9 protein-coding genes and 1 pseudogene are annotated in these 11,946 nt (G+C 71.8%); 7 read left to right on the forward strand and 3 right to left on the reverse strand.

Going from position 1 to position 11,946, the window contains the following annotated elements:
- The 6 genes and pseudogenes from D7V97_RS31000 to lipB all read left to right on the forward strand — a co-directional run.
- Positions 1–895, forward strand: a pseudogene (locus D7V97_RS31000) (penicillin-binding protein 1C); the annotation flags it as partial.
- 317 nt (positions 896–1,212) lie between these two features.
- Positions 1,213–2,406: an OmpA family protein gene (locus tag D7V97_RS31005; RefSeq protein ID WP_120614238.1), complete on the forward strand. Its 1,194-nt coding sequence runs from the start codon at positions 1,213–1,215 to the stop codon at positions 2,404–2,406.
- A 328-nt stretch (positions 2,407–2,734) separates the two neighbouring features.
- The gene (gene lipA / locus D7V97_RS31010; RefSeq protein ID WP_120614239.1) at positions 2,735–3,664 is read left to right on the forward strand and encodes a lipoyl synthase; all 930 of its coding nucleotides are present in this window, start codon (positions 2,735–2,737) and stop codon (positions 3,662–3,664) included.
- Between the two features lie 44 nt (positions 3,665–3,708).
- Positions 3,709–4,968, forward strand: a complete 1,260-nt coding sequence (locus D7V97_RS31015) for a dihydrolipoamide acetyltransferase family protein (RefSeq protein ID WP_120614240.1) — start codon at positions 3,709–3,711, stop codon at positions 4,966–4,968.
- Between the two features lie 97 nt (positions 4,969–5,065).
- Complete coding sequence (locus D7V97_RS46665; RefSeq protein WP_120614241.1) at positions 5,066–6,595, forward strand: ClpX C4-type zinc finger protein; 1,530 nt, start codon at positions 5,066–5,068, stop codon at positions 6,593–6,595.
- A complete protein-coding gene (gene lipB, locus D7V97_RS31025; protein WP_120614242.1) occupies positions 6,592–7,689 on the forward strand; it encodes a lipoyl(octanoyl) transferase LipB in 1,098 nt (365 codons plus the stop codon). Before D7V97_RS46665 ends, lipB begins: the two co-directional genes overlap by 4 nt.
- Here the strand turns inward: lipB and D7V97_RS31030 are convergent.
- The 3 genes from D7V97_RS31030 to glp all read right to left on the reverse strand — a co-directional run bounded on the left by D7V97_RS31030 (position 7,679) and on the right by glp (position 10,566).
- Positions 7,679–8,485, reverse strand: a complete 807-nt coding sequence (locus tag D7V97_RS31030; RefSeq protein WP_120614243.1) for an MBL fold metallo-hydrolase — start codon at positions 8,483–8,485, stop codon at positions 7,679–7,681. The two genes, lipB and D7V97_RS31030, sit on opposite strands and share 11 nt — an antisense overlap.
- Positions 8,486–8,519: 34 nt before the next feature.
- Positions 8,520–9,194 (reverse strand): GTP cyclohydrolase II, encoded by a 675-nt coding sequence (gene ribA / locus D7V97_RS31035; RefSeq protein WP_120614244.1) that lies wholly within the window; start codon positions 9,192–9,194, stop codon positions 8,520–8,522.
- 127 nt (positions 9,195–9,321) lie between these two features.
- Positions 9,322–10,566, reverse strand: coding sequence for a gephyrin-like molybdotransferase Glp (gene glp, locus D7V97_RS31040; RefSeq protein ID WP_120614245.1), 1,245 nt, complete (start codon positions 10,564–10,566; stop codon positions 9,322–9,324).
- A 197-nt stretch (positions 10,567–10,763) separates the two neighbouring features.
- On the opposite strand from glp, the gene D7V97_RS31045 reads away from it, so the two are divergent.
- The coding region (locus D7V97_RS31045; protein WP_120614246.1) for a transcriptional regulator at positions 10,764–11,946 on the forward strand (1,183 nt) is incomplete at its 3' end.

Genomic DNA, 11,946 nt, shown 5'->3' on the forward strand with positions numbered 1-11,946 from the left:
GGGCGGGGTGGTGGGCCCGGTGCGGGAGGTGCGCGCGGCGTATGGCCCGGACGGCGCGGCGCTGCCGGTGCCCGACGAGATGGCGCCGCACCGGTTCCTGGAGGCGCGGCCGGTGGAGCTCCTCACCGACGTGCTGGCGGACGAGGCGGCCCGCGCGCCGGCCTTCGGTCTGGACAACGCGTTGCGCCTGCCATTTCGGGTGGCGGCGAAGACGGGGACGAGCCGGGCCTACGTGGACAACTGGGCGGCGGGCTTCACCCGCGAGCGCACGGTGGCCGTGTGGGTGGGCAACTTCGACGGCACGCCGATGCGGGGCGTGTCCGGCATCACCGGCGCGGGCCCGGTGTTCGCGCGCGTGATGTCGCTGGCGATGAAGGGCGTGCGCCCCGCGCCGCTGGTGGACCGGAGCCACTTCGATTCGAGGGCCATCTGCCCGCTGTCGGGTGAGCTCGCGGGGCCGAACTGCCCGGGCGTCTTGCAGGAGGTCTACCTGCCGGGCACGGCGCCCCGCAAGGCGTGCACCATGCACCGGAGCGATGGCGCGCTGGACGTGGGCCCCGCGTACCTGGCCTGGGCCCAGGCGGAAGGGCTGGCCTCCGCGTCGTCCGACACCGGGGACCGCTCCAGAGGAGAGCCCGGCTTCATCCTGCCGGCGGACGGCGACGAGTACCTGGTGGAGCCGGAGCTGCCTGAGAGCGCGCAGGCCGTGCCGGTGCGCGTGATGGCGCCTCCCGGGGCGAGGATGCTGGAGTTGCGCACGGACACGGGGCGGCGCATCGAACTGCCTCCGCCGTTCGTCACGCGCCTGCCCGCGGTGGCCGGTGAGCGCCGGCTGGAGCTGTGGGCGCCTGGCGGATCCGCGCCGCTGGCCGTGACGCGGTATCGCGTTCGCTGAAGATCCGGTGGGTGTCGTGCCGGCGCGGCGCTGCTCGCCCGGCAGGGCCAGACCGTGGGGCAGTGGCTCGCGCACGTCCTCCCGTGTGTCCCTTCACAGGACCCGTGGACGCGGGTGCCGGAGCGGGTGCCGGTGCGCGGTCGCCCGCAGGGGAGACGGGCCTTCGAGGGCCTCTCCTCCCGTGCCCCCCACGAGGGGTTAGCAGCGCCCGGTGGGCTCCGTATCGATTGCCCAGAGCCCTCAGTCCCGCGCGGACGGCGGGGCGTGGCCTCGCGCACCGGCCAACCCGGTGCGGGACCCAACCGGGGAGGCATCACATGGCGTTCAACCTGATCGAAGCGGTCGGCTCACAGTTCATGAAGAAGGGGTGGCTCCCGAAGATCAGCGGAGCCCTGGGAGAGGATCCGCAGGCGACCACGAAGGTGCTGCCGGGCGCCATCGCCGCGGTGGCGGCGGGCGTCGCTGATCAGGGCAGCAACGAGGCCGGGGCGCACCGGCTGCTGTCGAAGCTCAACGAGGGCGGCTTCACCGGGCCCGACGCGCCTTCCCAAGGGGACATCAGCGACGCGGGACTGGTCGACGAGGAGGCGCGCGGGAAGGGGATGTTGGGGGGGCTGTTCGGCAACAAGCTGGGAGGCGTCACCGAAGGCCTCTCACGCATGGGCGGGATGCGCGACCCCGGTTCGGCGACGCGGCTGCTGTCCCTGGTCGCGCCGATGGTGATGAGCGTCCTTGGCAAGCAGGTGCGCGACCAGCGCCTGGGCGCGACCGGGTTGATGCAGCTGCTGGGCAGCCAGCGCTCCCACATCGCGGGCGCGCTGCCGGCGGGCCTGGGCGGTGTCCTGGGCTTCGCGGGCGGTGCGCGCCACGCGCCCGCGGAGATCCTCGAACCCCCTCGCGCAGCCGTGGCTCCCATGCGGGAGGACACCTGGCGGGAATCCCTCCCCCGCAGGACGGCCGCGCCCCCTCCGCCGGAGCGCAAGAAGAGCATCGCCGGGTGGGCCATCCCCCTGGCCCTGCTCGCGCTCATCGTCCTCTCGTGGGGCGCCCTGCGCGGACGCAAGAACGAACCCGCCCAGGCGCCCCGGGTGACGAGCAACACGCCCCCGGCCGCGGTCCAGCAGGGGACGGGCGGTTCGGGTCAGCAGCAGCCGCGCGTGCGCGACGCCAACGCGCTGCGCTCGGCGCTCGAGGGCAACAACGCGAAGCAGGGCGTCATCCTGGACGGGGTGGAGTTCACGGCCGGGTCGGCGCAGCTCACCTCCCAGAGCCAGCAGCTGGTGGACGAGCTGGGCACCGTGCTGAAGGAGAAGCCCGACGCGCGCGTGCGTATCACCGGCGCCACGCAAACATCGGGCGACGCGGACTCCAACCGCCAGCTCTCGCGGACGCGCGCGGAGACCTTGCGCCAGGCCCTGGTGCGCGATGGCGTGGCGGCCCAGCGCATCGAGGTCACCAGCACGACCCCCGAGGATCGCAGTCGCCTCGAGGTGCAGGTGCTCGGTCAGTAGGCCCCCGAACCCCGCGGTCCCGGCGGCGCAGGGCCTTCTGACAGGGAGGCCCTGCGCCGCTGTCTCCGCGTGCGGCCCGGCTTTTCCCGGAGTGCCGGAGCGCCGGACCCGGGAGGGCAGGAGGGCAGGGGAGCGCCCCCACCGCACCGGTGCCGGTACCGGCGCTAATGGCGCTGGGAACACGGCCCTTTGGCCGGGATTGGCCGCGTCCTGTCCACCGCGTTACATCCCCCAGCGGATCCACTTCTGTGAGGCCCGTGCTAACGCCTCGCGTTAGGGCTTCACGCTTGACCCTGCTTTCACCCACCCTCTAGAAGGCCCGCGACCCATGGCGACTCCCGATCGGTTTCCCCTCCCACAGGTCTCCGAGTCCACCCGTAAACCCGAGTGGTTGAAGGTGCGTCTGCCGCATGGGGAGGGCTACGAGCGGGTCAAGGCCATCGTGAAGCGCACGAAGCTGGCCACGGTGTGCGAAGAGGCCCGCTGCCCGAACATCGCCGAGTGCTGGGGTGGCGGCACGGCGACGGTGATGCTGATGGGCGAGGTGTGCACGCGCGCGTGCCGCTTCTGCCACGTGAAGGTCGGGGCGCCCCCGCCGCTGGATCCGATGGAGCCCATCCATCTGGCCCAGGCGGTGAAGGAGATGAACCTCGAGTACATCGTCGTCACGTCGGTGAATCGCGACGACCGGCCGGACGGAGGCGCCAGCCACTTCGCGTCCGCCATCCGCGAGCTGCGCAAGGAGAGCCCGCGCACCATCGTCGAGGTCCTCATCCCCGACTTCAAGGGACAGGAGAAGGACCTCACCACGGTGGCGGAGGCGAAGCCGCACGTCGTCGCGCACAACGTGGAGACGGTGGAGCGCCTGACGCCCACGGTGCGGGATCGCCGCGCCACCTACCGCCAGTCCCTGCGCGTGCTGGAGTACCTCAAGAACCGCCCGGAGCGCCTCTACACGAAGACGTCCGTGATGGTGGGCCTGGGCGAGACGGACGAGGAGCTGGAGCGCACGTTCAAGGATCTGCGCGACGTGGGCGTGGACGTGCTCACGCTGGGCCAGTACCTGCAGCCCTCGCAGTACCACCTGCGCGTGGAGCGGTTCGTGACGCCCGCGCAGTTCGACGCATACAAGGCGCTGGCGGAGTCCTTCGGATTCCTCTACGTGGCCTCCGGGCCTCTGGTGCGCTCCAGCTACCGCGCCGCCGAGTTCTTCATGAAGGGCCTGATGGAGCGCGAGCGCGTGGAGCGCCTCGGCTGACCTGACGCACCCCTTCCCCAACCCAGAGAGAGACACACCCCCTCATGGCGACTTTCGAATTCAAGCTCCCGGACCTCGGCGAAGGCGTGATGGAGGGCGAGCTTGTGAAGTGGCACGTCAAGGAGGGCGACCTGGTGAAGGAAGACCAGGTGCTCGCCGAGGTGATGACCGACAAGGCCACCGTCACGGTGCCCGCCCCGCGCGCGGGCCGCGTCGTGAAGACGCACGGCCGTGAAGGCGACATGGCCAAGGTGCACCAGCTGCTGGTGACGCTGGAGACCGACGGCGGCGCCCCCGCCGCGGAGGCTCCGGCCCATGGCGCCCCGGCGGCCGTCAGCGCTCCCGCCGCCGCGCCCCAGGCGCAGGCCGCCCAGGCCCAGGGCACCAAGGTTCTGGCCACGCCCGTCACGCGCCGCATGGCGCGCGAGCACGGGCTGGACCTGGCGGAGATCTCCGGCAGCGGTCCGCAGGGACGGGTGACGAAGGCGGACGTGGTGGCGGCGCTGGAGGGTGGCAACGGCGCGCCGAAGAAGAACGAGGTCGCGGCCCCCGCGCCGCAGGCCGCGCGTCCGGCGGCGCCGCTGTCCACGGGCCGTGGCGACGAGCGCATCGCGCTGCGCGGGCTGCGCAAGAAGATCGCGGAGAAGATGGTCCGCTCGAAGTTCACGATGCCGCACTTCGCGTTCGTGGAGGAGGTGGACGCCACGGACCTGGTCGCCCTGCGCACGCGGCTGAACAGCCAGCTCGCGGCGGCCGGGGACGGCACGAAGCTCACGTACCTGCCGTTCATCGTGAAGGCGACGATCGCGGCGATGAAGAAGTTCCCGCACCTCAACGCCAACTTCGACGAGGCGTCGCAGGAGCTGGTGGTGCGCGGCGAGTACAACATCGGCATCGCGGTGGCCACGCCGGACGGCCTCACGGTGGCGGTGGTGCGCCACGCGGATCAGCTCACGCTGGGCGAGCTGGCGAAGGAGATCTCCCGCCTGAGCACCGCCGCGCGCGAGCGCAAGCTGAAGATGGAGGAGCTGACGGGCGGCACCTTCACCATCACCTCGCTGGGGCAGAGCGGCGGCCTGTTCGCCACGCCCATCCTCAACCACCCCGAGGTGGGCATCATGGGCGTTCACAAGCTGAAGAAGCGCCCGGCGGTGAAGAACGACCAGGTGGTCATCCGCGACATGATGAACCTGTCGCTCTCGTGCGATCACCGCGTCATCGACGGTGACGTGGCGGCGAGCTTCGTCTACGAGGTCATCAAGTACCTGGAGGCACCGGACCTGCTGTTCCTCGCGATGGCGTGAGGATGCGCGTCGCGGTGCTCGCCCGACCGCCCTGACTCCGGGGGGCGGTGGGCGCGGGGGGTCTTCCGGAAAAGAGAAGCTGAGGCGGGCACCCGCGATGGCCGACAATCCCCGTGAGTTGATCCGCGCCGCCCAGGCCGCCGAGCTTCAGGGAGACATGACGCGCGCGGCGGAGTGCCTGGAGCAGGCCGCGGCGCTCTACCAGAAGTCCGGGCACACCTCGCGCGCCTCGCAGCTGCAGCGGCAGGCGCGTCAGCTCAAGAGCCGGTCGCCGGACGTCAGCCCGGCCTTCGCCGCGGCGATGGCCGGCAAGGACGCGGGCGCGTTCCGCCCGGTGTCGTCACAGCCCTGGAGCGACGCTGTGTCCGCGGCGTTCAACGACAAGGCCGAAGCCGGGGCGCAGGGGGCCCCGTCCCCTTCGTCCGACCCTGATCCCGCGGTGCTGCATCCCTCCGGGCGCCATGACGCCGTCGCGCCCGGGGTGACTGTGTCCACCGAAGCGAAGGGGCTGCCTCGGCTGGCCCAGCGGATCGCGGCGGTCGGTGCGGGAAGCTCGCCGCAGCCTTCCCCGCAGGCTCCCGCGAGCGAAGCCGCCCACCGGTCCGAGCCCGAGCCCGAGGACAACGAGGACGAGGACGAGGACGACGACATCGTCCCCGGAGGGCTGCTGCGCCCGCTGGAAGAGGACGAGGGGCCGGTACCCCCCGCGCCGGAACGCGGCCGCCGCCGGGAGAAGCGCCTCATCGAGCGTGGTCCCACGCGTGCGGATCCGGCCCTGGACGCCTGGTGCTCGTTCTGCTGCCGGCCTCGCGGCGAGGTGGGGGACCTGGTGGCGGGCCCCGCGGGCGCGTTCATCTGCAAGGGCTGCCTGGGTGAATCCCAGGGCCTCCTGGGCGATGTCGTCCCACCGCCCCCCGTGCGCAGGCCCGTGGAGGCCCCCGAGTCCACCGCGAGCGTGGAGATGGTGGGCCACGACGAGGTGCGGACCCTGCTGGAGCGCACGCTCCAGGCGGGCGCGCGCTGCCTGCTCCTCGTGGGACCGGAGGGCTGCGGCAAGAGCATCTTCCTCCAGGCGGTGGAGCGGCGGGGCCAGGGCGTGCTCACGTCGGTGGAGCTCCTGGAGTCCGCCCCTGGCACGGAGCCGCTCCTGATTGAAGACGTGGACCGGCTGGAGCCCGCGAAGCAGGCGGCGCTGGTCGCGTTCATCGCGAGCCACCCGGAGTGCGCGGTGGTGATGAGCGCGCGCGGCGCGGTGTCGTCGCTGGGCCTCTGGGTGCGAGGCGAGGGCGGGAGCCTGCCGGTGCCCACCACGGCGGGCCTGTCGGAGGCGGTGCAGGGCTCCGTCCCGGTGGCGCTGCTGGAGCGCGTGCAGGTGCTGTTGCCGGTGCGCCGTCCGACGGTGCCGGAGCTGGTGGAGGTGGCGCGGCGCTCCCTGGCGCTCCGCCGTCCGGTGGTGTCGCTGTCGGAGGAGGTGCTGGGCGCCTTCGCGGCGGAGGCCGTGCGTTCGCCGCGCGCGGGGCATGAGCTGCGCGCGCTGCTGTCGCGCGTGTACGCCGGCAGCTGGAGCCTGGAGTCCGCGCAGACGCCCGCCGCGCCCACCCGGGGGGGACGGAAGGGCACGCCATGAACACGCTCACCGTCTTCCGCCTGGGCCGGGTGGAGTACGAGGACGGGCTGAAGCTGATGCACCTCTTCGGCGAGGCCCGCATGCAGGGGCTCGTCGGGGACACGCTGCTGCTGCTGGAGCACCCGCCCGTGCTGACGCTGGGCCGCGCCGCGAAGCGCGAGAACATCACCGCCTCGGATGCGCGCCTCGCGGAGGAGGGCGTGGAGGTCTTCGACACCAACCGCGGCGGCGACGTCACCTACCACGGGCCGGGACAGGTGGTGGGCTACCCCATCCTCCTGTTGCCCCCGGAGCGCCAGGACGTGCGGCGCTACGTACGCGACGTGGAGCGCGGCCTCATCCAGGCGCTCGCGGGCTTCGGCCTCACGGCGGGGCCCATCCCGAAGTGGCCGGGCGTGTGGCTGGGGCAGGAGGGCTCTCCGGACGCGCGGAAGATTGGCGCCATTGGCGTGCACCTGTCGAAGTGGCTCACCACGCACGGCTTCGCGCTCAACGTGAACACGCGTCTGGAGCACTTCCAGCTCATCGTCCCGTGCGGCATCCGCGAGGCGGGCGTCACGTCCATGCAGCGCGAGCTGGGCCACGCCGTGCCCGTGCCCGACGTGGAGGAGGCGCTCGCGCGCGAGTTCAGCCAGGTCTTCGACGCCCGGCGCGTGGACGGCACGGTGTCCCTGCGCACGGTGAGCGTCGCCGTGGTGCGGGGGCAGGGCCCGGAGGCGCGAGTGCTGCTGCTGCGCCGGACGCCGGAGCGCGGCGGCTTCTGGCAGACCGTCACCGGACGCCTGGAGCCGGGCGAGTCCCCCGCCGACGCCGCCCGCCGGGAGGTCGCGGAGGAGACGGGCCTGCACACCCCGCCCGTGGACCTGGCCTACCGCCACGCGTTCGCGCTGGGGGACGCGCTGCCGCCGAAGCTGGTGGAGGAGAACGGCTTCGCGGTGCACGTCGCGCCCGACGCGGCGGTGCGCCTGGGCCCGGAGCACGACGCCTTCGAGTGGGTGGACGTGCCCACCGCCCTGCAGCGGCTGCCCTTCCGGGGCCTGCGCGAGACGGTGGAGCGGGCGCTCCGAAAGCGCCCTCTGACACCTACAGCTTGAGCACCATCGCCTCCTTCGCGGCGATGGCCTCCGGGCGCTGCTTGCGCACCTGCCGCACCAGCTTGTCCATGGCCACGTCGTCGCGGCCCGGATCATGGTGGAAGAGCACCAGCTGCTTCACGTCGCTGGCGTCCGCCGCGCGCACCGCCGCCTCCCAGGTGGAGTGACCCCAGCCCGTGCGGCCCCGGTACTCGTCCTCGGTGTACATGGAGTCGTAGATGAGCGCGTCCGCGCCGCGCGCGAAGTCGAACAGGCCCTTGTCCAGCGCGGTGCCGTGCTCCACGTCCGTCGCGTACACCAGCGAGCGCCCACCGAAGTCCACCCGGTAGCCCACGTTGCCGCCCGGGTGGTTCAGCTCCAGCGTGCGCACCGTCGCGTCGCCCACCGGGATGTCCTCGCCCACGATGACGTCCCGGTACGCCAGGCGCGTGCGGAACACGTCCTCCGCCGTCACCGGGAAGTACGGGTGCACCATCTGCCCGGCGAGGATCTGCTTCAGCGACTTCCCGTCCCGGGGCGCGCCGTGCAGCGTCACGTCGTTCGCGGGCGAGAACATCGGCGAGAAGAACGGGAGGCCCTGCAGGTGGTCGTAGTGGTAGTGCGAGATGAAGATGGACGCCTTGATGGGCTTGCGCGTCGCCACCAGCGCATCCCCCAGGCCCCTCGCACCCGAGCCCAGGTCGAAAATCAGCAGCTCGTCCCCGCAGCGGACCTCCACGCACGGCGTGTTGCCGCCGTAGCGCTTCGTCTGGGGACCGGGCGCGGGGATGGAGCCGCGCACCCCCCAGAAACGCACCTCGAAGCGCGAGGTGCTCCGCCGGGCCGGGCGCCTAGCCGGCCTTGGCTTCTGTGTCGTCGTCCTCCGCGAAGAGCTCAATCAGGTGCCCCGTACGCTCGCGCTTCGTCTTCAAATAGCCGACGTTATGCGGATTGTGCTCGGTCCGGGAAGGGATTCGGCGTCGCACCGCCACACCTTCCTCCACCAGCCCGGCGATCTTCAGCGGGTTGTTGGTGATCAGGTCCACCGAGTGTACATCCAGCGAGCGCAGCATCTCCGCCGCGACGTCATAGGAGCGCAAATCATCCGCGAAGCCCAACTGCCGGTTGGCCTCGTAGGTGTCCAGCCCCTTGGACTGGAGGGCATAGGCCTTGATCTTGTTGCCCAGGCCGATGCCCCGGCCCTCCTGGCGCAGGTAGAGCACCACGCCCAGCCCGTTCTGGGTGACGAAGTCCAGGGCCCGGTCCAGCTGCTCGCGGCAGTCGCACTTGAGGCTGCCGAAGACTTCGCTCGTCAGGCACTCGGAGTGGATGCGCACCGGCACCCCCTCCAGCCCCGCCGGCTCACCCACCACCAGCGCCACGTGCTCACGCCCGTTGCGCTTGTCGCGGAACACGATGGTCCTGAGCACACCACGGGCCGTGGGCACGTCCGCCTCCGAGTACCGCTCCAGGTGCTGGGTCGGCTTTCGGGTCGGCAGGACCTGGGGTGAGCGCGTGTCGGACATGGTGGGTCGTCTCCCAGTTGAGAGGCGGGGTTTTTCTCGCCCCCCCGGATGCAAGTCAAGGTGGCACTCCCCGTCGTCGGAGAACACCGGTCGGAAAGTTGGACGTGGGACTGGGGATCTTCGTTTCTCAGGCCACCCATGACAGCGGGATCAGCTCGACATGGGAGCCATCAGTCAGGCTGCTGTGCTCCCGGGGAAAATGCAGCAGGTGGGTGGCTGCCGTCGCTGAACGCAAAGCCCCCGACGTTTGCGTCCCCAGGGGCTTCGCCCACAGCTCGCCCGCTCGCCAGGTGGCCGTGACCCGGACGAAGTGGGCAAGCCCTGGCGCCTTCGACAGCCTGCCCTCCAGGCGTCCCGAAACGCGGGCGGGCTCCACGTCCTCCAGCCCGAGGAGGCGGCGCAGGGCGGGGCGGACGAACAGCTCGAAGGTCACCAGCGAGGAGGTGGGGTTGCCGGGCAGGCCCAGGAAGAGGGCGGCGCCGCGCTTTCCCACCACCAGCGGCTTGCCGGGCTTGATGGCCACGCGCCAGAAGTGCTGCTCCACGCCCAGGGCCTCCAGGGCGTCCTTCACGAAGTCGTGGTCGCCCACGGACACGCCGGCGCTGGTGAGGACGACGTCGAAGCCGTCGGTGCGCGCCAGGGCCTCCTGGACGGCCTCACGCGTGTCCCGGGCGATGCCCAGGAGCGTGGGCACCCCGCCCGCGCGCCGCACCGCCAGGGCCAGCGTGGGGGCGTTGGTGTCCACGATGCGGCCCCCGGGGGGCTCGTCCACCCGGCACAGCTCGTCGCCGGTGGACAGCACCGCCACGCGGGGCCGGCGGGGCACCGGCACGGACGCCATCCCCTGCGCCCACAGCAGGCCCAGCTCCGGGATGCCCAGCGGGGTGCCCCGCCGCAACAGCACGTCGCCCTCGCGCGCGTCCTCGCCCCGGGGGCGGATGAACTGGCCCGGACCCGGCGCATCATGGATGTCCACGATGTCCACGGCGTCGGGAGCCTGCTCCCGGGGAACGGCGCGGGTGCGCTCGCGCATCACCACCGCGTCCGCGCCGGAGGGCAGGGGCGCCCCGGTCATGATCCGCGCGCAGGTGCCGGGGACGACCTCCCGGACGGGCAGCTTCCCCGCGAACACCGTCTCCCCGACGGTGAGCCGGACGGGCAGCGGGCCGGAGAGATCCGCCGCGCGCACCGCGTAGCCGTCCATCGCGGAGTTGTCCCAGGGGGGCAGGGTGCGGCGAGCCAGGACGTCCTCCGCCAGCGCACGACCCAGGGCGTCGTCCATGGGCACCCACTCGGCGGACAGCGGCGTGCACAGCCCGAGGATCCGCGCGCGAGCCTCCTCGACGGGCAGCAATGCGGGGGCGTCACTCATGCCCGGATCTATAGCGGCACGAAGGGTGTCCCAGGGACGTTTTCGCAACCAAAGTCCGAGAGAAAATCAAGTGTTAGTTTGACAGCCCAACTGATCACCGTTACAAGCAACCGTGATCGCGAGGCTCGCGTCCAACAGCAGGGGCGTCCCGCCAACCCGTTGATAGCACACGGGAAATTTTCAAGGAGACAGCGTCGATGGCCAAGCCCAAGTCCGGGGCGAAGAAGCCGACTCCCGCTGCAAAAGCCGGCGCGAAGCCTGCCGCGAAGAAGGACAACGCGGCCCGCCTGGATCTGATCAGGAATGCCTCGAAGAAGGTGGCGACGGCCGCGACGAAGGTCGTCAAGGCAGTGGCCGAGGGGGCGAAGGGAAAGGTCGCGGCGGTGAAGAAGGCAGTGGCGGAGAAGGCTCCCGCCGCGGCCAAGGCGGCGAAGGGGGCCAAAGCGGCTCCACCCGCTGCGGCTCCCGCGAAGGCCGGCAAGGCCGCGCCCGCTGCGGCTCCCGCTTCCAAGGCCGCGCCTGCCGCGACCGGGAAGAAGGCAGGAGGCAAGGCGGGCTCCAAGGCCCAGGCCGTGCCCTCCGGTCCCCCCGTGGAGAAGCCGCGCCCGCGCGCGACCAAGCTGCCGCCCGTGGGCGAGCCGCTCACGAAGCGTGAGATGGAGCAGCTGCTGACCGCCGGCGAGGGCCGCGGCGTGATGGGCGAGGGCAGCCTCAAGGGCCGCCTCATCCTCAGCGGCGAGCTGCCCCATCTGGTGGTCGTGGGTCGGGACAAGCGCGAGCTGACGTTCCTGCTCCAGGGGCCTGATCAGGAGGTCCTCCCGGCGTACGTGGACCACAAGGTCTCCGTGAGCGGGATGATCCGCAAGACGACCAACCACAGCGGCGTGGTGGAGGTGCGCAAGTACTCCGCCAAGAAGCCGGAAGTGGAGGAGGTCGCGCCGCCGCCCTCCGACTCCGAACCCAAGCTGCGCTACCTGTCGCCCGGCGAGGTCTCCATGGCCGTCGCCGCCGGCATGGGCGCGGGCATCAAGGGCTTCGCCAGCATCCGGGGCAACCTGGAGATGATGGGCGACGACTTCGTGCTCGTCGTGTCCAACGGCGGCACGCGCCAGCAGGTGTCGTTCGCCATCGAGGGCAAGGCGGCGGTCAAGAGCCTGCGCAAGTACGTGGGGCAGACGCTCCAGGTGACGGGCGTGGTGGACAAGTCCTCCGGCTGGGGCGGTCGCATCACGGCGGAGAACGTGGAGCCGCGTCCGTCCGAGGCGCGCTCGGTGTCGCGCGACGAGATGGAGCTCGTGCACATCGAGGGCGAGGTGCCCACGTCCGTGGACGTGAAGCTCAACCACGGCCTCACCGTGCGCCTGCAGGAGCAGCCCGGCG

Origin of the sequence: Corallococcus sp. CA053C, assembly GCF_003611675.1 — a bacterium.
Taxonomy (GTDB): Bacteria; Myxococcota; Myxococcia; order Myxococcales; family Myxococcaceae; genus Corallococcus.